Below are 22861 nucleotides of genomic sequence, written 5' to 3'. Positions count from 1 at the left end.
CCTGGTTAAGTGACGGTGTCAAAGGGTTCCTTTCCGCAGATGCGACCTTGCGACAAAACTCGCAAAACAAACCCAAACGCAACATTGCCTGGCAATGCCGCATGGGTTGGTTTGAAATTAACAGGAATGACTGGCAATGACTTGGTGAACCTTACAGTTAGCACATAGTCCTTTAATTTCTACTGTACAACTCATAATTTCAAAATCAATCGCTGTTGCCAATTTGGTTACAGGAGTAAAATCAACAACACTGTCTAACTCCTTAACAAAATCACATTGCGTACAAATAAGAAACTTGCTCTGTCCAATATGTTTTCCATGTGAGCATGCGACATAGGCTTTGAGGCTGTCAATACAATGAATAAACCCTTCTTGATGCCAAAATTGTATAGCTCGATAGACAGTAGGCGGATTTTGTTTGCCCATTTCACTGGATAATCTTTCTAAAATTTCATAAGCCCCCATAGGCTTCGCTTCATAGAGAAGTATTTTCAGGACACGTTCTCTTGGCTCAGTAAATCGGTAACCGTTTTTTATACAGTACTCATATGCCTCGTTTAGAAAGCCCTCACTCATTCTCTACATTATCTCCTAATCACGACACCATGATTTTACCATAAATCACGTATTGCTAATGTTTTCACTATTTATCATGTGTTATATTGTAACACTTCAACAAAGTGTTATATTATACCACTTTAATTTGGTTGGAGTGGCATAAATGTTTAACGCTTGTATTGATAACAGGGTGACTGTAGCTGATACATCTGGCCTTATCAATGGTTATCGCAGCAATGATTTTTTACAACGTTTAAAAATTAATTTTCAATCATTAATTTAATTAAACTTCTGTAACCTCATTAATAAAAGGTGTTGTATGTCTTTTAGGTATTTTCGCTTTTATCTTTCTGAATCAGGGCCCTATGATGCAGAAGAGCTATCTCAATCCCTATCAACCTCTGAAAAAGAGCTTGGGTTTATCCGCGTGTCCTTTGATTTAACGAGCGACGACCCGAGCATTAGCATTTTATGTGAATCAGACGAGGAAATGACACACCACCAGGACAAGTGGTCGCTTTTTTTTCAAAATAGTCACATAAAGGTCAAAGAGAAAATAGAACATGAAGTACTTGAGGACGAAGAACGGTTAAAAGTTCGATGCTCGCATGAACATGAGCTGGATTGTTCTCATGATCACCATGGCGAGCATGACCACCATAAACACCATGGCAAGCATGACCACCATAAACACCATGGCAAGCATGACCACCATAAACACCATGGCGAGCATGACCACCATAAACACCATGGCGAGCATGACCACCATAAACACCATGGCGAGCATGACCACCATAAACACCATGACGAGCATGCCCAACATAAACACCATGACGAGCATGCCCAACATAAACACCATGGTGAGCATGCCCAACATAAACACCATGGCGAGCATGCCCAACATAAACACCATGGTGAGCATGCCCAACATAAACACCATGGCAAGCATGCCCAACATAAACACCATGGTGAGCATGCCCAACATAAACACCATGGCAAGCATGATCACCATAAACACCACGACCATCATGACCATCATGATCGCCACTGGCTCAAAGCGGCTGTAGGTTTGGTATACGGTGTAGGATTGCTGACACTGTTTGTTGCAGGCATCAACATCCCTATGCTCGCTTATTACTTAATCACTGGATCCTCTACTTTGGTCACCTTATATCTAGGACATAGAGTATACCAGTCTGCCTGGAATGCGGTGCTCCAAAGAAAATGGGAGATGAGCTCGTTATATACTATCAGTACCTTAACTATTATTGCGGTTTCTACCGTCAGTTTCTTCGTGCCAGGCTTACCTATGATGCTGGAGTCAGCCCCGCTGATTTTAGGATTTTGGCACTTGGGTGAGGCGATTGAACATACCTTGTTGGACAAACTTCATGAAAAACTGGATATACGTGATTGCGTCTCTGAAACCGCCTTATTAAAAGCGGGTGGAGAGCGTAAAATCCCGGTTAAACAGCTTGTCCCCAATGATATTATTATCCTGAATAAGGGAGACGTTATTCCCGTTGACGGCGTATTATTGCAATCGGCCTTATTGTATACCACAAGAATTGATGGCTCACCGCATCTGAAGCAATTTAATCCAGGGGATGTGGTAAAAGCCGGTATGTGTCTGGCTAATCACATGCCTCAATTGGAAATGCGGGTTACCAAAACCTATCAAAACTCCTATCTGTCATTAATTGCAAAAAAAATAAATAAAGCAAATGATGAAAAAGCGCCTGTTGAGCTCTTAGCAAATCAAATCCTTAAATACTTTGTTCCTGGCCTGCTGACTGTTGCATTAGTATCAGGAGTCGTTGTCGGTTCATTATTTTCACCTGTACTCGCTATTCAGTGCGTCATTTCTGTTCTTGTCAGTGCATGCCCTTGTGCATTGAGTATGATTACACCTATGGCTGTCAGAATTGGTATGAAGAAAGCCTCCGAGAAAGGAGTTCATTATAAAGATGGCAAGACGTTACAGAGTGCCTCTGATATTGATACGGTCGTTTTTGATTTAAATGGCACGCTTACACAAGGCGAGGTTTCTGTTAGCAGCCTGTTTATCGAAGAAAAAAACAAACCTTTACTGAAATTTATTGCCTTATTAGAAAGTAAGGCACCTCACCCTGTAGGAAAAACGGTTAAGGACTATATAGAGAAACAAGGGGTTCTTATTGATGACTCCCTGGAAGTCGCATCACCCGATACAAGCCACCACTCCGGTATTAAAGGGATTATCTCTGGTGAAACATTTATGGTTGGCAATAGGGATATGCTTCGTGCTAACGGAATTGATACGATTAACCCGCCTTATGACGACAATAAAAATGGCACCGTTTATATGGTGCGGGGATCAGAGGTAATCGGACAAATTGCTCTAACCGATAAATTACGTGCCGATGCGATTGCTACAGTTAAGCAATTACAGTCGATGGGAAAACAGGTCCATATCTGTACGGGTGCGGATCTGGAAACTGCAAAACAATATGCTACCTTACTCGGTATTCCTCTCAACAATATTTGTGCAAATACTGTTGGTGTATCGACTTCCGATGAGGAGGTTTCTAAGGATAGTTACATTCGAAAATTGCAACGCCAGGGACGCAAAGTCGCTATGGTAGGTGATGCAGCGAATGATCTTTTAGCCATCGGAGAAGCAGATATAGGGATTGCTGTAGAATCCAGTATTGGTGATAAATTAACGAAACAAAAAGCGGGTATTGTTGTTCAACAGGGTTTGTTATTTCCTATCGCAACTGCGTTTGATGTTGCATCAAAAACCAAACAAAATATTTCCCAAAACTTATTCGTGAGTTTAACTTATAACTCAGTCATTACCCTGGTGGCTTCAGGATTATTTGTGGCTTTGGACTTTGCACTAAATCCAGCGATGGGTGTTGCATTAATGGTTGTTGAGTCAGCGCTTGTTTTAGCCAATTTATATCGCCTGAAACATCAAGAAACAGTTTCTCCGGCTTCTCTCCCTGAGAATAGATTTGAGAGTGTGCTTCGGGAGGAAACAACTTACAGAGTATTAAAAAGTCTTGGCTTGGGTCCGAAATCCTCTGTAGAACTACAAGGAGTTCTACAGAAAGAAGCGAGCCGGTTGCCTGTATCCACTGCCCCTGGAGGTTGGCTCGGACTTTTTAACTATTGCACGAGAGGAACCGGCAACTCATCAGAAAAAATGGTTATGGGTGAATCGGCTGTTTTTGGTCAATGAGAGTTTGATTTTACTGGCTAAAACCGGTTAGTCGCGCAAAATAGGTCGGGGCTTGAACTTTGTATTTAACAATCAAAATTCAAACCCTGACCGCCTGGTTCCATGGCGGTTTTTTTATAATTGGCGCCTTGGCGACAGAATTCCATTGGGGGTGAGGGGGCTGGACATGAACCCAACTAGGAGCATATCCGAGATACCAAACTCTTTAGTTATCTAACTAGTTTATTTTTACCTTGACGCTTTTGACAGTACCTTTATTTTCAGCATCTTTATAATCATCTTTTACTGCACTTTCATTTATATTTGACTCTCCTGTACCAAAAAAAGTTTTTAGATATTTTCCTTCTCTGATGGCATTCAAGCTCTTTGTAGAAATTAGTCCCTCTTTATCCGGGTACAATAGTCCTCTGTAACCTTTTACAAATTGTACAGACGGGCAACGCTTCTCTGAAGTAGCTCTTAATTTAAGTGCGTCTACAACTTTTCCCACTAGCGATGATTTTATTTTTATAAATTCGTCGTTTGTGGAATCAATTTCTACACTACGTTTATAGGAACGTTTTTTATCATCGTGCTTGGGTAAATCTTGGTAACTTCGTTCTCTGCGATGATTTAAAATGAGTGAAATAGACTTCAAAAGCGAGCTTTGGCTTAAGTCTGCAATACCTCCCTTTTTGTTACTACACCACTGTACTGCGTTAGGAGATAAATTCTCCATGAAAGAACTCTTATTGCCTTTTTTACCTGTTGTCAGTTGTTTATGTTGTTTGAGAAAATTAACGTCTTCTTCGCTCAATTTTTCAGAGAGACAAGTGACAGGGATATCCATTACATCGCGTTCTACGTAGTAGGCAGCATAAGTATCATCCTTTTTACTTTTAACAAGAATATAGGCTGAATCTAAATTGTCTCCTAAGGCTTGCTTAAGCTGCTCCGATAGAGCGGGTGAGTCTGCCTCAACCATTACCCCTACTCCGCAACTTCGTTCACCAGTTTTCCAAAGGATATCATTAACCAGGGCTTCTAAACGTTTCTCATTTTTAAAAATATCACCATATCTCTCAGAGAGGTTTCCTTTCATTTTCTGTTTTAATTTAAGAAGCTCTATGGCATTGCTTGTCTCCTCCTCCAGGGGCTTATCTCCAGCTGCGGTGTCACACCCTAATAGAGTAATTCTTGAGATAATAGGATTTTGCAGGGCTAATTCAGCGATTTGCGATGGAGACATGGTGGCAATATCTTCTGAACCCAAATGCGCATGGCCAATTAGAGCTAAATTTATTGGATTATTATAATGTTGCAGGTCAGCTAATAGCTTGGAAAGCGACTCTGCGTCCCGTACAACAATGACATGATTTCCTCCACGCTTTGCTGCATATACTTGCCTAATATCTTCTAATTCAAAAGAGGATTGTCCTGGTTGCAATATAACAATATTGCATGATTTAAGAATGTGCTCACGAAGGTTTGCCAGGTAGTCCAATGTTTCCTGATCCTCAATAAGATGTTGAGGATTATATGAAAACCTCAACATTCTTTCTGCTGTGTTGTCTTTTCTAAGGAGCGTTCCTCTTAATGCTTTGGGAACAAATTCAAATGCCTTGAAATCTTGCTCTATTGCCAAACGACAAAGCGCTTCTTTTCGCATAATTTCCGGGATAAATCTAAGCGCTTCCCAATTTTTACCCACAGCAAGGGAAGAGATAGCTTGATTATTCTCAAGCCTTTCTTTAGGCACATATTCAATTTCGCTCCAGTTTCTTTGTATCGCCAGAAGACAAATTTCATCAGTACAAAATTCTTCAGGTATATCTTTAAGGGTGATTTCGTTATTAACGAGTTTTGCAAGCCATATATTCTTGTTGATTATTGCTTTACCCCTTAACACATAAGGGCGAATTTTTTCTTCGAACTTGTCAAAAATTTCCTGTGAGGTTTGTTGTTTATTAAAAATAGGTTGCGCTTTATTAACAGCAAGGGCTATTTCTTCAAAAAATTTGTTTACATCCCTGCTATCTCTCAACGTTGAAATAGATTTTTCCAGGGAAGCAACCAACGTCACTGCAGCCAGTTTGACTTCTTGATCCTCAACGGTATCTATGAGCTCCTTAATAGGCTTGAGAATTGCAGGAGGTGAATCAGGCGCGGCTAAATCTGCAATAAGTGGATCGTCTCTCAATTCCCGAGAGACATACTGATGTGCTCCTTTATTTTGAGCTATCGCAACTAAAACCAGTTCAAAATCGTTTTTTAATCTCCCGGAAGCGTAGAGAAGAGCCAGACCATTTTGTGATACAGCTGCCATTACTATTTCTTTATCATCCTTAAATTCCTCTGGCGCTTTCTGCAAAACAAGAGGACTTAAGGCCATCATTTTAAGAAATAATGCCCTGTCTTTGAAAATAGGTGGGGGTAGGACATTAATAAGATTGATATCTATTTTTAGAGCGTCAATTATAAAGTCTGGGTTTTGCTGCAAATCACTGGAAGCATATTTAAAGGCGTATATATCTTTTTTTATAGCTGCGAGCACAAGTCTTGGTTCATTTTTTAGCCTCTCTGAAGCAAACTCTAATGCCCAACCATCTCCCTCTACTGCCTTCATCATAATATCAAGATTATCTCTGATTGCATCGGAAGCAAATTCGATGGCTAATGGTTGATTTGATATCGCGGCAAGCACTACATCGGGATCATTTTTTAGAACAGAGGATGCCTGTTCAAGCAAGTCACCATTGTCTTTTACCGCAAAGAGAACCTCCTCCTTTGTTGAATTTTCAGTAATCATATTTAATTCCAAATAAAGTACTGATGAATTAATTATAGACTTGCCCCCAGTGCGGAAAACCAAAATCAGGGTTGATTACATAATCCTGATGAAGAGAGATAGGTCAAAAACAGGCTGTTTTAGATTAAAATCTACTTTCTTATATTTTTAAAAGAATTATAAATTTCATAGGGTTAAAGCAAGGCCGTCTGAAATGGTAAATTGTTGACCGACACCCAATCGAGTGCAATTACGGGTTACAATAATCGCAGTGCGCTGGATCTGCTTCCAACAACCCATCCCTTCGTATTTTATGCTCTTGATAATCACAAGCAATACAACCCCAAACCTCTTCTTCATAAAATGACGTTGAGGAACCACAAGAAGAGCAAGCGAGGGTGCCGCGCGTACTTTTGAACCCAAAACCTGGACACCCACACTGGATGCAAAGGGTTGCGATCCTTAGTGCCAGTTTATCGGCTAACTCGCCAATGACTTCCATTCGGGTAGGATTCATCATCGCACGCATATCTGTTGCTAAAAGCAGCGCTTTCTCTGCTTTAAAGCCAAGGGAGAGATAATGAAGCAAGCTCTCTAAATCGTTAATGCCTTTCGCAAAAACATGTTTTCTATTAATGGACTGTACGATGAGTGCATGAGATGGAAATCGAACTTGCTCCAGAAAGGAGTCAATCTCGGTCTGTTCATTAATCGTTATCATCGCGTAGTTTGTTTTTGGGCTTACAAGCTGCTCTGCAACAATCCAATTATGTTCCCTATCAATAAAAACCATCAACTCATGAGCGCTCGGTACAAAAGGGAATGCCGGATGAGGGCCAAAACTGCCCTCAGAGGCTAAAGCAAGCGCATAATCATAGTGCTCTGCGGCTGTTTTGGCTTTCAAGAGACAGGTTTCATAGGGGCTTAGGGTTCGCTCAATCTCTCCGGTAAAAGTACCAAACTGATCCGTATCAAAATCGTGCACACGAAGGGTGCACGATAGCCTGTTTATAAATGGTTGGGCAATTGCATGTTCTTTCTCATGCTTGGATGCCAACAAAATGTCCTGATTTTTATAGTACATGATTAGGTATTCATAATGTGAAAATAATCAAGCCGGGCGACCGAAACATCCGAAACAAACATCACGCCAGACTCTTTTTGAAAGACAGTTTTCATGCCCATGGCGATCGTTGCAATCACCTCTTCAGGTGCCACAGCAATAAATAAGACTAAAGAGGATTTATCATTAAACATCATTTTTCCTTCATGAAAGCCATGGTGCCCTTTTCCAGAGACATTTCTTATCAGCGTATACCCTGTCACAGATGCTTCTTCCATCATAGAGGTGATAAGGTGTTCATGTTCTCCGGCAACAATAATCTCAATTTTTTTCATTGGATGTAAATTAATCCCGATGTTTTTTCTTTCTTGAACCTTAATGACTGTCATTTTTTTCTCCTGCTAATTTATTTAACAAAAACCCACTGACCGGATTGATTCAATTGATAAGGCGATTGATCAATTGGATCTATCACTACCAGGTGAACCCATTGGTTAAAGAATAAAGTCTTTAAGATAGAGTGCTTTTCAATCACTTCGGAAACGAGCTCTCTGGGTGCGTAAACAACCGTCAATAAGCGCTGTGGTTCATGATAAGCCAGCTCATCAGAACGCATGACCGATTGCAGGGGAAGACCATGCATGAGATCGCTCCCATTTCCCTGCATCACCCCAATGGTCCCAACCACGTTGTGGGTTATCTTGCTGCCACTTCCAAAAGCAACATTATCGAGAGTAGAAAACAAATATTGGGTATTTATCCATTCAGCAACCACCATGGGTGCGGTCAAAATCGTCTCAAGCAAGGCGCCATCTTTGTCTTGTTCAAAGCGATAAGAATGTAAGAAACACCGGCCATCAAGAGAGATATTCTTTGTAAGATGACGAGGGGCGACAATGAAGGCAGCATTGCGTGCCAATCCCCATTCAGGTCGCGTTTCAGACCAGTCCAGGCTTCTTCTTGCAAGGTCTTTATCAGGATTACTACTAAGCAATTTAACCCCTCGCTCCTGATTCGTTAGACGCCGTGCTTCTTTTAAATCCTCTTGAAGTTTGCTGACGAGATCAGGATAAATGGGTTTAGGCCCCTCTTCAGTGTATAGCTCCACTGAGTCTGTGGTCGTATTATGAAGTGCGCCATAAAATACCGTATCAAGGGGGATATGCATTCCACGGTCTTCCAGGCCGCGTCGAACGTCCGCTTTATTCAGGATTGAAGCCAATAATCGGGCATTAATGCCGCCATGATTTCCCCCACAGGCACCACAGTCTAACGCAGAGGCATAGGGATTATTTTCTGTGGTACTGCCATGCCCACAAAGAATAATGAGTTTGGCAAAACCGGAAGTGAGTCCCATGAGGCGCAATACCGTTTCTGCATAATTAATCTGCTCTTGTAAAGACAAACCAAGTTCTCGATCGGTTTCACATAACTCATAAGTCACTTTAGTCGGGATAGCAGGTTTGAACCAGTTCCTGATGGCAGACACTGAATGTTTACTGAGTGTTGGTGATAACGATTTTAAAGTCATGTTCACACCACACCAAAGCCCTAACGATTCAACCAATGCAAAGGGTGTTGAAAAATTATGCTTCAATTGCCTATAGAGGGTTGTAAAACTGTTAATAAGTGCTTTGCCTCGCTGATAGCGCTCAAAATCGTCTTTGTTCGCAGCAACGGGTACCTCTTTAATACCATACTTTGGTTTTAATAAGACGGGACAACACTCTTTCGTTTTATCGATATCAAACTCATTGACTCGAACAGGTAGACCAAAAAATCCGGCAAAACCTAAGGTCTCATAATGCCCTAAGGACTCGATTGCGCGGCGGAAAGGTTCAGAACGGACATCGATGCAAAAGACGAACTGGGCGCTTCGTCGTGAAACATGGATCTCGCCCCTTTTGACCTCTGGCAAAAGCTGGCTCAATAACTTGTGCCGATAGGAATCTTCCCTGCTTTTTAATTGTGCCATCATTTTTTTAACCAAAGAGCCATCTTCGACGCTTTTTTTTTCTTTGACGGCATCAGGCCAGAGCACACAAGTCAGTACCAGACGCACTGCGATGAAATCGGTGAGGGTCACTGGCTTTTCTTCCGGGTGCTTTGAGTTCTGCCAATCAGTCTTCCATTTCACAAAACCTGCCCATCCGGGTAAATAACCAAGTGTCTTGGCAAGAAATGCTTCTTCCTGTCCCTGAGGAACATTCAGTCTTGAAAGGCACAGTTTAATTGCTTCTTCGGCTGACTCAGGCAATTGCCGCAAAAATTCTTTGGACTCTTTTTTATTTTGGTGCAATTGCTTATCAAAAGAAGCGAGTTTTACGAACCCAAAATAAAAACCCTTATCACGATGCGGCATTTCAATACTTCCCTGCCCGGCATCAAAAAAACCACCACACCATTTAATCATTTGCAGATTAACCTCTTCCAATGGAAGATTACGCTCTGCCCTTTGACGTCTAAAACCCCCTTTAGCCAGTGCCTCTTCAAAAGACTGTGCTTCAAATCCTTGCAAAGGATTACAAGCGATAAACGTTTCAAGCGGCCAAACAGGGGCGATGCATTTTGCGGCATTGTGCACCAGGGCTTGTATTTGAAGGTCTTCCTTTTTGGTGTGATGAAAGGCTGCTTCATCTTTTTTAGTAAGAGTACTTGTCATCTCTTTTTCAGATAAAATTTTTGCAGTAGCCATAAAAACTCCTTAACAAATTAGTAGTTATAATCGTTTCGTAAAGCAGTCACTGTTTTTCTTGAGGGCTGGCCAGCATTAAACAAATTGATATAAAGCCAGCATCCAAATTTTGATTCCGCCATGGTTTGATGCACCCCAAGATTAAATATCGCCCACAGGGAACCGAATAGAATCATTACGAACCAGTTGAGCAGTGATAATTGCGGAGCCTGTAGGGTTAATAGGCTCGGTATCAAGAACTCAACAAGGTGAATGCTCCCGCCATACAGGAGGCCAGAGAACGAAGTAAGCACGAGCCCTGATATCAGGCTAAAAGGTGTCTGGTGGCTACGAACCCATGTAAGCATGAGTTGCGCTCCAGCGATGAACGCAAAAAACAAGACAAAAGCACTTGCCTCAAACAAGGAAAGAGGCTTATTCGTGGCAAAGGCAAAAGCAGTCATCGCAACCACCCCACCGGCAAGAGAAGCTACCAGTAGCCCTGGAGATACTTTCGAAGCGTTAAGCTCTGATTTTTTCTGTTTAACCGCAGAGCCTGAACTTAAAAACAGGTAGGCTTTGAATAAACCATGCCAGCAAAGATGTGCTATCGCTGCGGCAAATAACCCTACGCCACATTGCATCATCATAAAACCCATCTGAGCCATCGTGGAGCAGGCAAGCATGCGTTTAATGTCAGTTTGCATTAATTTCCAAATCGTACCCAATAAGGCGGATACGGCACCCAGGATAAATAAAACCGCGAGTGGTTCTTTGTTAATGGCAAACAATGGGGCGAATTTAACAATCAGAATGCCGCCGCCATTAACGAGTCCCGCATGCATAAGTGCAGATACTGGCGTTGGTGAGTTCAAGGAGCTTAGGAGCCAGCGGTGAAATGGCCACAATGCCGATTGGGTCACTGCCGTACACATTATCAGCCCCATGGCAAGAGAGAGAGCGGGTGTAAAAGTTACAGTTGATTGACCGATCAATTGCTGCATAGACAAGGTGTGAGTAGTTACAGCCATCAAAATGAACGCGGCCAATAAGCTTAAACTGCCTGGAAGTAGCGTGTTGAGAGCCAACCAGCCTGAATTTTTAGCAGCAGACCATTGGCTTTTATGCACCATAAGCAGTATTAGAAAGACATTGCTCAGCGACCAGGAGAACCAAAACAAGGCGAGGTTGTCAGCAAGAACCATTAATGTTGCACTGAGGGTAATGCTGGCAAGGGTAAAAAAGTAACGGGAATAAAGCCTGTCGCCATCCATGTATCTTATGGAAAAGCGGTGCACAACAAAGCTCACAAACAAGATTAAGGTGCACAGCAATAAACCCAGGGTATTGAGGCCGAATAACCAATAAACAGAAGGCGCTGTTGATGAGGGAGTGCTGATCAACAGTATCAAGCTTGTTAAAGAGCCAATACCAATCAATAAACTGGCGATATGTGCTGTTACCATGGGTTGCTTTCTTCCTGCAAGGCAGTTCACTACCAGCGCGAAGAAGGGGCAGGCGAGAAGTGCAACAAATAAAGTCGTTTGAATGTTCACATTATTCCTCATTAGAAATGTTTCTGGTACGATTGGAATATATTAGATAAAATGATATAAGTTAAATTAAAAATAATTATGTTAACTATTAGGAATTCTAATGAGTATTGATACAATTACACTCCAATGCTTCCTCTCGGTGGCGGAATCAAGAAGTTTTACCAAAGCAGCTGAACGAGTTGGGCGCACCCAATCTGCAATCAGCCAGCAAATTGCTAAATTGGAATCCCTTGTAGAAAAACCGCTGATTAACAGAGGCAAAGAGTTGTCATTAACCACGGATGGAGAAATTTTTTTAGGTTATGCAAAGCGTATCTATGAACTACACCGTGAATTGCTTGATCGATTCAAAGAGCCGGAACTTGAGGGTGAAATCCGGTTCGGGTTACCTGAAGATTTTGCCACGATGATATTATCCGATGTACTCGTTGAGTTCGCACGATTGCACCCAAGAGTTATCCTCAATGTGGAATGTGATCTTACGCTTAATTTGATCGAGAAATTCAATCAGGGAAAATTTGATCTAATCCTGATAAAAACGACGCAACAAGATGTATTTGATGACGGGCTCAATGTCTGGAGTGAACCTGTTGAGTGGATTGGGAAGAAAGAACTGCTCCCTTCCCTGGATAAAGGTACCGGGATACCTCTCGTATTATCACCGAAGCCTTGTGTCTATCGTGGTAACGTGATTAATGCACTGGCCAAGGCCAATCTTAATTGGCAACTGGTCTATAGCAGCCCAAGTTATGCCAGTAAGATGGCGGCTGTACGGGCAGGATTGGGTATCACTGCTATTCAACGCACAATGATTCCGCCTTACCTCGAGCGGCTTGACTATGATTTTTTACCTGCATTGGACGACATCCATATTTCCCTGTTAAAAAAGAAGGACAATAACAAGGCAGTGGAGTCACTGGAGTTTTTTATATTAAAAAAAATGAAGTATTAATACTTATAATCACAAAGTTCCTATAAAGTGGATTTAACGATGCAAGGAAGTGGCCTGAAATGAATAAAAATCCAGCATTTTCAATTATGGATGTGTTAGACCGCTCGACAATGCTTTCAATTATTATTATCAGTTTCATGATTAGTATTTTGTCATTGGTGGTTCCCATTGCAGCACAAATACTGGTTAATTTAATTGCATTCGGCAAATTATTACAGCCGGTGATTACCTTAAGTTTGACTGTTCTTATTCTGATGATAGGTCTGGGTGCACTCAGCGTGTGGCAAATTGTCATTATTGAAATTATTCAACAAAAATTAATGGTCAAAATTAGCCTGAATCTTGCCAAGCGCTTCACTAACCTTTCGCTTGAAATTTTTTCAACCCACCATGGACCCGAATTAGTTAATCGTTTTTTTGAAATCACCAGCATCAAAAAGTCCTTAGCAAGCTTATTGTTATATGGGATTAACCTGGGTTTACAAATGTTCTTTGGGTTAATTTTGCTTCTTTTTTACCATCCGCTTTTTCTTGCCTTTGATTGCTTTATCCTGCTGGGAGTCTCGCTAATTATATTTATTCCTTACAAAAAAGGGTTGGAAAGTGCTAAAGACGAATGTACAGAAAAGCATGCGATTGGCGCATGGCTGGAGGAAATTCTTATTAATCGGTATTTATTTAAATTCAATGCCTATCAAAATTATGTGGTCAAGCAAATCGATAAAAAGCTCGTCAGCTTTTTGAAAGCCAGAAATAGTCATTTCAAACAATTAGTAAAACATCAGGTTGGATTCTATACGTTGTCTGCGCTGGCTGGCAGCCTGCTACTTGGATTAGGTGGTTATTTGGTTATTAACAATCAGCTGAGTCTCGGTCAATTAGTCGCGTCAGAAATTGTCCTGGGTGCTTTAATTTATGCATTTAAACGATTTGGGGCCCTGTTAGAAAATTTTTACGATCTTAGGGCTTCTGCAGAGAAACTTGAAAAGGTTTTTGCCTTGCCTTTAGAACATACCGCCCCGGAATTTGATGCTCGCTTGCTATACCCGCTCCAGCTGATTGAGTTCCAAATGCCTTCTGTTGAGAAGGCAACTTTATCCTATGGTAACCCCTTGCTGGTTTTTTCTGAAAAAACAGAACAGCTTCAGAAATTTATTGAGGAACTTTTAGGATTAAGAGACTCCCTCGATGTTTCAATTGCTATTAATAACATTCCATACAACCGTAAAAACCTTATCGCACTGAGGGAGCATACTTCCCTTATTGGTGAGCCGCAGTGGTTTGCAGGGAGTATTTACGACAATCTCGTACTCAATCACCGGAACGTGGATAGTCATGCTATTTTTGAACAGCTAAAACAGTTTAATCTCATCGATAAAATTGTAGGTTTGCCGGATGGACTACAGACTAAAATCTATGAGTGGCAAACTGTCTTTACCCCATTGGAACTGACCAAACTAATGATAGTACGGGCTATTATTACTAAATCCCAGCTTATTGTCCTCGATCGCGTGCTGGATCCATTTAATGGGCATGAACTGGACAGTATATTGTCTTTAATACTCTCCCTGAAAGAAACGCTTCTACTGATTATGACCCAACGACCTCATTTCAATGAGCTATCGAATTACCTGGTGCTGCCATCATGAAATTGTATGCCTATTCGATGATTGCTAAATTACCAAAACCACAAAAAATATTGAGGATAATAGTAGGTATTTTCATTATTTGCGTAATCATTTTACTCATGACACCTTGGCAGCAATTTGCTTTAGGGAGTGGAAAAGTTATTGCTTTTTCCCCAACTGAACGACTTCACACGGTCAATTCACCCATTACAGGCCGGATAAAAAAATGGTACGTTGACGAAGGGATGGTGGTAAAACCCGGTGATCCGATTGTCGACATAACTGATAATGATCCTGAGCTTTTATCTCGTCTGATAATGGAAAAAGAGGCAATCCTCTTACGTATCAAAGCAGCTGAGCAAGCTATTATTGCAGGCAAAGCCAATTTAGAAAGACAAAAGAAATTATATGATTCGGGTATTAACTCAAAACGCCAATACGAATTAGCTCAAATTGAATATGCCAAATACCAGAATGATTTAGCGCAAGCTAACATTGACAAGGTGAATATCGATGTTCGTATTGCTCGCCAGCAAACCCAGCTTATCAAAGCCCATACAAGCGGCATTATTTTCAAGCGTCTGACAGGCCAGGAAAGTGTAGTCGTCAATTCGGGCGATGTGTTGGCGCAAATTATTCCAGACACGAAATCCCGCGCCGTTGAGTTATGGATTAGTGGCAATGATATCCCCTTTGTACGCTTAAAACAGAAAGCCCGCCTGCAGTTTGAGGGGTGGCCTGCCATACAATTTCGTGGCTGGCCTGAAATTGCAGTAGGAACCTTCGGTGGTATCGTTTCATTTATTGACCCTACCGATAATGGACAAGGATTATTTCGCGCCGTCATTATTCCTGATGAGCCTTGGCCAAATAACCGATATCTAAGGCAAGGTGTACGTGTTCACGGATGGGTCCAGTTAGGTAAAGTCCCTTTATGGTATGAGCTTTGGCGTCAATATAATGGTTTTCCGCCAGAAAGCGATGATGAGCAATCGACACCATGACCAGGTCTAGACTTGAAAAATATCGTGTGGGCATACAAGTTATAAACTTGTTTCTCGTTTTAATTTCACCCGCCTGTTTTTCCCAAACAGGCAAGGATGCTCTGGCACTGTCTACCGTTTTAAAACGGGTGAATGACTGTTATCCACAAATTCTTATTGCCCGCCTGGAAGTTACTAAAGCGCAAGGCGATTATTTAAGTGCTTTGGGTAAATTTGATCCTAACCTGAATATGAAAACCCGCTCTCAGCCTGCCGGGGGTTATATAAACAATTATACAGACAATCAAATCAATATACCCACTCTTGCAAATGGCCTTAAATTCTTTGGTGGATATCGTATCGGCAGGGGTGATTGGCCGGTTTACTACCAAAACTATCTAACCAATTCAGGTGGGGAATACAGGGCAGGCTTAACATTACCACTATTAAAGGATCGATTAATTGACAAGGAGCGTGCAAAGCTATTAACGCAAGCAGAAAAAATTGAAATGAACAATCAGGAGGTTGGTGCAACAAAAATTAAAATCTATCAAGAGGCCATTAGAGCTTATTGGCAGTGGGTTCAGGCGGGTAAACAACTCACCATTTTCAAACAACTTTTAAATCTGGCACAAGAACGACAAAAAGCGATTATTAAACAGGCAAGCGAGGGTGATCTGGCCCGATTGGCTATTGCAGAAAACAGGCAGTTTATCATTCAGCGTCAACAACTTGTTAATCAAGGCCAAATGATCTTTGAGCAAGCAGCTGTTAATCTTTCAATTTATTACAGGGATGAAAATAATCAACCCAAATACCCTATGGAACGACAATTGCCAGCTGACCTGACGTCTGGATCTCGGAGTCGCCAGGAATATACGACCCTTGAGGACCAAATACGCAAACACCCTATTTTTTGTAAACTCGAAAAGTATTATCGAATAATTAAGCTAAAACAGAATCTGGCAAAAAATGATTTATTACCTAATTTGGAAGCCACGGCTTATACCTTCAAGCAAAATGGCAGTGGCGGCGATCCATTACTAATTCCACAAGCAGCCATGGTTGGTTTAAGATTTACATTTCCGCTGCTTCAGCGCGAAGCCAAGGGCAAGCTAATTACCGCTACCACCGAACTGCAACAAATCGCTACAGAGAAAAAATTTATCTTCGACAAATTGAAAAATGAGTTAACCAACCTGCTCATTTCTAAAAAAATGTATCAAAAGCAAGTGAACTTGCTTACCGAGGAGTTAGCGCTGGCGAAGCAGGTTCAAGCCGGCGAAACCGAAAAATTCTATCAGGGGGACAGTACGTTATTTTTAGTTAATCAACGGGAGCAAGCCTCAACCCAGGTTCAACTCAATTTGATTAATTCACAAGTCAATTTACAACAGACACGTGATTTAATTCGTTTCTTTTCCTCTACCAATTTATAATCACACACTCTTATAGCCTCCCTGCTATTTAAGATCCTGGATTTACCCCTTGAAATTTATTCCATAGCCCTTATTTAATGATTACGCTAAATAACATGGGGGATTTTTATGAATATTATTAAACGTGATTATTTTCCTGTTTATAAGGAGCTCGGATCGCTGATAGAGAACATGCTCGGCAGACAACTCGAGGATGCTTCTTTTGTTGATACGTCCACTTGGGCTCCCGCTGTGGATATTAAAGAAGAAAAAGATCGATTTCTTGTTCTGGCGGATATTCCAGGGGTAAGCAAGGAGAACATCAACATCTCTCTCGAAAACAACGTGTTAACCCTTCGCGGCGAGCGGTATTTTGAAAATACTGAACAAAATAAGGATTACACTCGAAAAGAACGAGTTCAAGGACAGTTTTATCGTCGTTTTAGTTTACCTAAAATTGCTGATGATGCCAAAATCAGTGCCAAATATAAGCATGGTGTCCTTGAGATATCTATTCCTAAAAAGGAACAATCTGTTGAGAAAAAAATCGATATTAAGGTAGAAGAATAAGGGTAAAAAGCCCCCTGTATTGGGGGGCTCGCCAACCTGTAAATCAACTTAATGTTTGGCTTGATAAAATCTCGGGTCAGGTTTCAACGGATTAATTTCTAAATTTTAATCGTGGACGAAGATGAAAGATAACAAAAGAATAGTTAATAAGTATGAGTATCCTGATTTTCTTGCTTCTGCTCTCGCCATTCATGGTTCAGTAACACCTAAGGTGCTAAAGCAAGTCTTTGTTGTGACTCTTTACGCCTGTTTCATATCGCTGTTAAGTTTATGTATCCCATGGCTTGCTATTCCAATCAGTCCGTTTGAATATGCAGGGCTTGTGATGGGTTTAATTTTAGTGTTTCGCATTAATGCAGGTTATGATCGATGGTGGGAGGCAAGGAAACTTTGGGGCACTGTCGTTAATAACAGTCGAAATCTAGCCATAATAATTAATAATTATGTGCCATCAACGGAAAAGCACACTATACAGCAACTGATGGGATATATCGCCGCCATACCTTACTTAATGAAAAACAACTTGCGAATGGATGAGTCGGTTAAGGAAGTACAGCATTTAGTCAGTCCAACAACTTTGGTAGAGCTATCCAAAATCAGTCATAAACCCAATTTTATATCCAGTAAAGTGGCGGGGTTGCTTTCACTCTTGTTAAAAGAAAATAAAATGAATGAATTTTCTTTTCTTAAAGCGGAAGAATGTCGTGAAACGTTAATAGATTGTCAGGGAGCCTGTGAACGTATATTAAAAACCCCAATGCCTTTTGTCATGGCAATTAAATCACGGCGTTTTATTCTATTATTTTTATTAATTCTTCCTATTGCCCTTGTTGATTATTCGATTGTTATAAACCCATTAGTTACCGCACTGGTCGCTTATGCATTGTTCTCCCTGGATCAAATTGGGATAGAGCTGCAAAATCCATTCTCCCCGGAAAGGCTTAGCCATTTGCCCTTAGGGGATATTTGCCGAGGCATAGAAATGAATGTGATGGAAATTTATAAAAGTAATGGGGAGCTAGGCCTACCTTCGAACGCACAAAAAATTAATAAGCCTGAAAACCTTTACCAAAGCAAAAAAGCGAGAGACTTTCAAACCAATGATTGAAGGCTAAATAAGACTCTGCAAGCACGGATCCAATTTTTACTTCATGAAGCCTGGATAACGATGCCAGCAGGGGATATTTAAAGTGTGCCTTTGGCAACTGGTCGAGGTCAAATGTCATTTTCCCAATTTACAGGAAAAATGATCATTGTCTGGCTGATTAACGCCGCATCCGAATAACCAAGTCTCAAGCAATATCAAATAGTTACAAATCTCTTCAAGCAAGAAGCTATTAATTTAAATTGCAAAGGAAAATTCATGTATTAAAATATTAGTATATTAAAATATTCTAATATTGGAATGCATCATGCCCGCCAGAAAATTAATTTCCGAGAAAATGGCAGAATTTTTAGGTGCGATAGCCCACCAACACCGCATTCGAATCATTGAGGAATTGCATACAGGCGAACAAAACGTAAACAGTCTACAAGTCATTTTGGGAACGAGTCATTCGGTCGTATCACAACATCTGTCTATTTTAAGAGCTAACAAGGTAGTCAAACAACGTAAAGAAGGAAATCAGGTTTATTATCAATTGGCTCAACCCGAATTAGCAGATTGGCTGCTGCAAGGACTAGCTTACCTTGAAGGGGGATTGCAATCGGATGAAGTTATCCGCTCAGCGGTTAATGAAGTAAAGACGATATGGAGCCATGCGCCAGACGTTAAGGACGCTGGTTGAAATGCATAAGACATCATGCTCTGGACGTTTAATACTTAGGCCCGCCAATGAGTAGGGGCAATATGCGCATCCATGGAGTTATTTAACATGTTCAAAGAATTCAAAAGTGACTTTATGGCAGGCATCATTGTCTTTTTTGTAGCCCTCCCATTATGCCTGGGTATTGCCCTGGCATCCGGTGCACCTTTATTTTCAGGCATTATAGCCGGGATAGTCGGCGGCATAGTAGTCGGTATAGCGAGTGGCTCCCAATTGGGCGTTAGCGGGCCTGCTGCGGGGTTGGCTGTTATTGTACTTACGGCCATCAATACATTAGGGTCCTGGCCTGCATTTTTACTGGCCGTTATTTTAGCTGGCATGATCCAACTGATCATGGGCTATGCAAAAGCCGGATTTATTGCTTATTTTTTCCCCTCTTCAGTCATAAAGGGGATGTTAACGGGTATAGGGCTTTTGATTATTTTAAAACAAATCCCCTATGCCCTGGGGTATGATAATGAGGTAATTGGCGACCTTTCAGACTTTCAAGTGGATGGTGAAACCACCTTTGCGTCAATTAGTAGTGCATTCCATGCGTTTGCACCAGGTGCAATTTTAATTTCAATCTTATCATTAGCAGTGCTGATTCTCTGGGAAACAGTTTTAACAAAAAAGCATAAGGTTTTTCAATTAATACAAGGCCCTATAGTCGTTGTTTTAATGGGGATTGCGATGAACCTGCTGTTCCAATCAAAAACCTTGAATTTTAGCCTGGCCCCAGACCACTTGGTGAATCTCCCTGATACGGATAATTTAATGGAATTTTTCAAACAATTTACTTTACCGGATTTTTCTGCAATCACTCATCTCCAGGTGTGGAAAACTGCTGTTGTTTTAGCCATTGTTGCAAGCCTTGAAACATTGCTTTGTGTGGAAGCGACTGACAAGTTAGATCCCTTAAAAAGAGTGACGCCAGCAAACAGGGAACTAAAAGCGCAGGGATTGGGTAATCTGGTGTCGGGACTTTGTGGTGGATTACCGATTACCCAGGTAATTGTGCGTAGCACTGCAAACATCAGCTTTGGTGGAAAAACCAAGCTTTCTACAATAGTTCATGGTTTTTTCCTGTTAATCAGTGTTACCACTATTTCTGAATTTCTAAATTTGATTCCCCTTGCAAGCCTGGCGGCTATATTAATTTTAATCGGTTATAAGCTGGCTAAACCTGTATTGTTTAAACAGTTGTATCGCCTGGGTTCAGAGCAATTTGTCCCTTTTATTGCAACGGTTGTAGGCATTTTGGCAACGGACTTGCTCAAAGGCATTTGTATTGGTCTGGCTTTTGGTATTTTTTATACCTTACGGCACAGCTATTACAATGCCTATTCTATGAAAGACACGATCACCAGGGAAAATGAACATGCGGTTCATCACCTCGTATTGGCAGAAGAGGTTTCTTTCTTTAATAAGGCCAGCATCATTCAAGCCCTCGATGCTATCCCGCCTTATTCAAAAGTAATTATTGATTGCTCAAACTCAAAGTCTATTGCCTACGATGTGATTGAATATCTCCGTGATTATAAGATAAACGCAAAACTGAAAAACATTACTGTTGAAACGATAGATTTTATTGAGTCTGTCTAATACTTAGACCCGATGTAGGAGCATAAAGATGAAAACATTAACCAAAGAAATGCAAGCGGCTATTACACCTGCAATTGCATTGCATTTATTGCAAGAAGGTAATAAACGATTTGTAAATAACTTAAAAGTTAACCGTAACCTTTTGCAACAGGTTAATGAAACCTCTGATGGACAACATCCTTTTGCAATCATCTTAAGTTGTATTGACTCACGCACTTCAGTGGAGTTGATATTTGACCAGGGTTTAGGCGATGTATTTAGTGTTCGAGTGGCAGGAAATATAATTAATGAAGATATTTTAGGCAGTATGGAGTTTGCTTGCAAAGTAGCAGGGGCGAAGATAATAGTGGTTTTGGGACATTCAAAATGTGGTGCAATAAAAGGCGCCTGTGATGATGTAGAAATGGGTAATTTGACCGCCTTGTTAAGTAAAATACAACCCGCTGTTAGTGCTGAAAAGGATACAGTTGCAAACCGAAATTCAAGCAACGAAGAGTTTGTGGAAAAGGTCACTGCTATTAATATCCATAGAACCGTACAGGCCGTTATGGAGTCCAGCCCCATTTTAAAAGAACTTATTGACTCAGGCGAATGCGGAATTGTTGGTGGCCATCATGATATCTCAACAGGCGAAGTGAGTTTTTATCACGATACCAAGTTCGGTTTTTTTGAGACGGAGCCTGTTTTGAAATCTGTCATAACAAACTCTTGAGGGTAACTCTGTGCACCTAAATGGGATCAAGACCCGCCCCAAGTGCACCAATGGGGTCAGGGATGACATCTACTTTTCCTTTCTTACTTCGTTTCGCTTAAAAAGTACCAATGAAGTCAGTTAATCATTCCAGCCAAACTGACAATTTACCTTGTCGACCGTAGGGAAAACGGTGCGCCAGGAATTTCTGACGCACATTAAAGGATTAAGCATGTACGCTAAGGCTGACGTAAGGACCATGGAAATTGAAACTGGTGGTTTCCACGCCGGCAACTTTTTGGGCGCCTGCAACAGCATAATTACCGCGGATCATGTCCATGGCATCATTATACTGATTCACCTGATAACCTACTTCAACGGCCGCATAGCCACTATTCTTGAAACTATAGTTATAGTCGATACCCAATTTGGCTGTGAAGCTATTCACTATCCGATCACGCTTGGGAGAGGAATAAGTGACGTAGATGGGAAAATTTAGAAAGGAATGAGAGTTAATGTTTCCAACAATGGGAGCATATTCAAAATTGCCCACCAGGCCAAAATTGCTTCGAAACAGGGAGTAACGACCATCCATCCCCAGCAAAGGACCTGCACCTCTGAATTCGCTCATCACATTTCCCGGAGCTAAAAAGGTAAACTCATGATCCAGTTTTGCATAGCGCACACCGACTTTGGGATGAAGCATAAATTGTCCCTGATAATCGATATAGGTTCTGCCTACTGTCAGGTCAACCTGATCCAGTCGGTAACGTAGTTGCGCGTCACTGACAAAGTTTTGCCCGGGAGCAAAGGGAAAGGTTACATCAGGAAAAAATATGGCACCAAAGGTTATCGGACCATCGCCATTGGTATTTACAGCATGATTCCTGTTATTTAAATATAAATAGGAAAGTTCGATGTTATTGGCTGTATCAGGAATATCGTAACCTACCAGAAAACTGGCGGACCATTTTCCATCAGGATCTGCAGGCTTGCTAATGGCGCTAATACCACCGGCGGTGGAGCCATATTGCCAGCTGTCAGTAGCCATGCCAATACCTGTTTCACTTGGACGGAAATAATAGCCTGTTACATTGGCGTATAAACCGCCGGGAGTTATCATGGCGCATAGTGCGGATGAACCTTCACACAAACTGGGTTCCTTGGAAAGAGCAAGCACATCACCGCTCGCTACCAGACTCAATACCAGTGCAGAACTCAAAGCATATTTCACTTCACATCTCCCTATGAAAAAATATAATACACAAATAGTCGCATAGGAAAGCTACCACAGTTCCCTAAGTTTTTCTATTTTTTTATTGGAGGAAAATCAGCAAGCCTTGATTTCGCTATGCTGTATCAAGG

The 22861-nt window shown here is 41.3% G+C and carries 17 protein-coding genes; 10 read left to right on the top strand and 7 right to left on the bottom strand.

Going from position 1 to position 22861, the window contains the following annotated elements; translation table 11 throughout:
- Positions 1 to 117: 117 nt before the first annotated feature.
- Entirely contained in the window at positions 118 to 576 is a 459-nt protein-coding gene (locus Lfee_RS08230) for a Fur family transcriptional regulator (RefSeq protein ID WP_058445694.1), read from the bottom strand.
- Positions 577 to 877: 301 nt separating this feature from the next.
- Here Lfee_RS08230 and Lfee_RS08225 point away from each other — a divergent pair, with 301 nt between their 5' ends.
- Positions 878 to 3784 (top strand): HAD-IC family P-type ATPase, encoded by a 2907-nt coding sequence (locus Lfee_RS08225; RefSeq protein ID WP_058445692.1) that lies wholly within the window; start codon positions 878 to 880, stop codon positions 3782 to 3784.
- 217 nt (positions 3785 to 4001) lie between these two features.
- Here Lfee_RS08225 and Lfee_RS08220 read toward each other — a convergent pair whose 3' ends face one another.
- From Lfee_RS08220 to Lfee_RS08200, 5 genes are all read right to left on the bottom strand, one after another.
- Entirely contained in the window at positions 4002 to 6572 is a 2571-nt protein-coding gene (locus Lfee_RS08220; RefSeq protein WP_058445690.1) for a DUF4116 domain-containing protein, read from the bottom strand.
- Between the two features lie 229 nt (positions 6573 to 6801).
- Positions 6802 to 7635 (bottom strand): DUF6671 family protein, encoded by an 834-nt coding sequence (locus tag Lfee_RS08215; protein WP_058445689.1) that lies wholly within the window; start codon positions 7633 to 7635, stop codon positions 6802 to 6804.
- A gap of 2 nt (positions 7636 to 7637) precedes the next feature.
- Positions 7638 to 8003, bottom strand: coding sequence for a P-II family nitrogen regulator (locus tag Lfee_RS08210; RefSeq protein WP_058445687.1), 366 nt, complete (start codon positions 8001 to 8003; stop codon positions 7638 to 7640).
- A gap of 17 nt (positions 8004 to 8020) precedes the next feature.
- On the bottom strand, positions 8021 to 10309 hold the full coding sequence (locus Lfee_RS08205; protein ID WP_058445684.1) for a DUF2309 domain-containing protein: 2289 nt from the start codon (positions 10307 to 10309) through the stop codon (positions 8021 to 8023).
- Positions 10310 to 10326: 17 nt separating this feature from the next.
- Complete coding sequence (locus Lfee_RS08200; RefSeq protein WP_058445682.1) at positions 10327 to 11844, bottom strand: proton-conducting transporter transmembrane domain-containing protein; 1518 nt, start codon at positions 11842 to 11844, stop codon at positions 10327 to 10329.
- Positions 11845 to 11944: 100 nt separating this feature from the next.
- On the opposite strand from Lfee_RS08200, the gene Lfee_RS08195 reads away from it, so the two are divergent.
- From Lfee_RS08195 to Lfee_RS08155, 9 genes are all read left to right on the top strand, one after another.
- Positions 11945 to 12796, top strand: coding sequence for a LysR substrate-binding domain-containing protein (locus Lfee_RS08195; protein WP_058445681.1), 852 nt, complete (start codon positions 11945 to 11947; stop codon positions 12794 to 12796).
- Positions 12797 to 12855: 59 nt separating this feature from the next.
- Positions 12856 to 14445 (top strand): ABC transporter transmembrane domain-containing protein, encoded by a 1590-nt coding sequence (locus tag Lfee_RS08190; RefSeq protein ID WP_058445679.1) that lies wholly within the window; start codon positions 12856 to 12858, stop codon positions 14443 to 14445.
- On the top strand, positions 14442 to 15428 hold the full coding sequence (locus Lfee_RS08185) for an HlyD family secretion protein (protein WP_058445677.1): 987 nt from the start codon (positions 14442 to 14444) through the stop codon (positions 15426 to 15428). Before Lfee_RS08190 ends, Lfee_RS08185 begins: the two co-directional genes overlap by 4 nt.
- Positions 15425 to 16846 (top strand): TolC family protein, encoded by a 1422-nt coding sequence (locus Lfee_RS08180; RefSeq protein ID WP_058445675.1) that lies wholly within the window; start codon positions 15425 to 15427, stop codon positions 16844 to 16846. Before Lfee_RS08185 ends, Lfee_RS08180 begins: the two co-directional genes overlap by 4 nt.
- Before the next feature lie 108 nt (positions 16847 to 16954).
- Complete coding sequence (locus tag Lfee_RS08175) at positions 16955 to 17395, top strand: Hsp20/alpha crystallin family protein (RefSeq protein WP_058445673.1); 441 nt, start codon at positions 16955 to 16957, stop codon at positions 17393 to 17395.
- Positions 17396 to 17516: 121 nt separating this feature from the next.
- Entirely contained in the window at positions 17517 to 18503 is a 987-nt protein-coding gene (locus Lfee_RS08170; protein WP_082646610.1) for a bestrophin family protein, read from the top strand.
- A gap of 304 nt (positions 18504 to 18807) precedes the next feature.
- Positions 18808 to 19182 carry an ArsR/SmtB family transcription factor gene (locus tag Lfee_RS08165; RefSeq protein WP_058445671.1) on the top strand — a complete coding sequence of 125 codons (375 nt, stop codon included), beginning with the start codon at positions 18808 to 18810 and terminating at the stop codon, positions 19180 to 19182.
- Positions 19183 to 19269: 87 nt separating this feature from the next.
- On the top strand, positions 19270 to 20805 hold the full coding sequence (locus Lfee_RS08160; protein WP_202972492.1) for a SulP family inorganic anion transporter: 1536 nt from the start codon (positions 19270 to 19272) through the stop codon (positions 20803 to 20805).
- 28 nt (positions 20806 to 20833) lie between these two features.
- Positions 20834 to 21517, top strand: coding sequence for a carbonic anhydrase family protein (locus Lfee_RS08155; protein ID WP_058445667.1), 684 nt, complete (start codon positions 20834 to 20836; stop codon positions 21515 to 21517).
- Between the two features lie 205 nt (positions 21518 to 21722).
- On the opposite strand, the gene Lfee_RS08150 is transcribed toward Lfee_RS08155, so the two are convergent.
- Complete coding sequence (locus tag Lfee_RS08150; RefSeq protein ID WP_058445666.1) at positions 21723 to 22730, bottom strand: Lpg1974 family pore-forming outer membrane protein; 1008 nt, start codon at positions 22728 to 22730, stop codon at positions 21723 to 21725.
- Between the last annotated feature and the right edge of the window lie 131 nt (positions 22731 to 22861).

The sequence above is a fragment of the Legionella feeleii genome, from assembly GCF_001467625.1.
GTDB classification, from domain to species: domain Bacteria; phylum Pseudomonadota; class Gammaproteobacteria; order Legionellales; family Legionellaceae; genus Tatlockia; species Tatlockia feeleii.
This window is presented reverse-complemented; position numbering and strand designations above follow the sequence as displayed.

Bases quoted from the DNA above. Each gene is read 5' to 3' on its own strand.
- Lfee_RS08230 (WP_058445694.1), bottom strand. From the start codon at position 576: ATGAGTGAGGGCTTTCTAAACGAGGCATATGAGTACTGTATAAAAAAC.
- Lfee_RS08225 (WP_058445692.1), top strand. From the start codon at position 878: ATGTCTTTTAGGTATTTTCGCTTTTATCTTTCTGAATCAGGGCCCTAT.
- Lfee_RS08220 (WP_058445690.1), bottom strand. From the start codon at position 6,572: ATGATTACTGAAAATTCAACAAAGGAGGAGGTTCTCTTTGCGGTAAAA.
- Lfee_RS08215 (WP_058445689.1), bottom strand. From the start codon at position 7,635: ATGTACTATAAAAATCAGGACATTTTGTTGGCATCCAAGCATGAGAAA.
- Lfee_RS08210 (WP_058445687.1), bottom strand. From the start codon at position 8,003: ATGACAGTCATTAAGGTTCAAGAAAGAAAAAACATCGGGATTAATTTA.
- Lfee_RS08205 (WP_058445684.1), bottom strand. From the start codon at position 10,309: ATGGCTACTGCAAAAATTTTATCTGAAAAAGAGATGACAAGTACTCTT.
- Lfee_RS08195 (WP_058445681.1), top strand. From the start codon at position 11,945: ATGAGTATTGATACAATTACACTCCAATGCTTCCTCTCGGTGGCGGAA.
- Lfee_RS08190 (WP_058445679.1), top strand. From the start codon at position 12,856: ATGAATAAAAATCCAGCATTTTCAATTATGGATGTGTTAGACCGCTCG.
- Lfee_RS08185 (WP_058445677.1), top strand. From the start codon at position 14,442: ATGAAATTGTATGCCTATTCGATGATTGCTAAATTACCAAAACCACAA.
- Lfee_RS08180 (WP_058445675.1), top strand. From the start codon at position 15,425: ATGACCAGGTCTAGACTTGAAAAATATCGTGTGGGCATACAAGTTATA.
- Lfee_RS08175 (WP_058445673.1), top strand. From the start codon at position 16,955: ATGAATATTATTAAACGTGATTATTTTCCTGTTTATAAGGAGCTCGGA.
- Lfee_RS08170 (WP_082646610.1), top strand. From the start codon at position 17,517: ATGAAAGATAACAAAAGAATAGTTAATAAGTATGAGTATCCTGATTTT.
- Lfee_RS08165 (WP_058445671.1), top strand. From the start codon at position 18,808: ATGCCCGCCAGAAAATTAATTTCCGAGAAAATGGCAGAATTTTTAGGT.
- Lfee_RS08160 (WP_202972492.1), top strand. From the start codon at position 19,270: ATGTTCAAAGAATTCAAAAGTGACTTTATGGCAGGCATCATTGTCTTT.
- Lfee_RS08155 (WP_058445667.1), top strand. From the start codon at position 20,834: ATGAAAACATTAACCAAAGAAATGCAAGCGGCTATTACACCTGCAATT.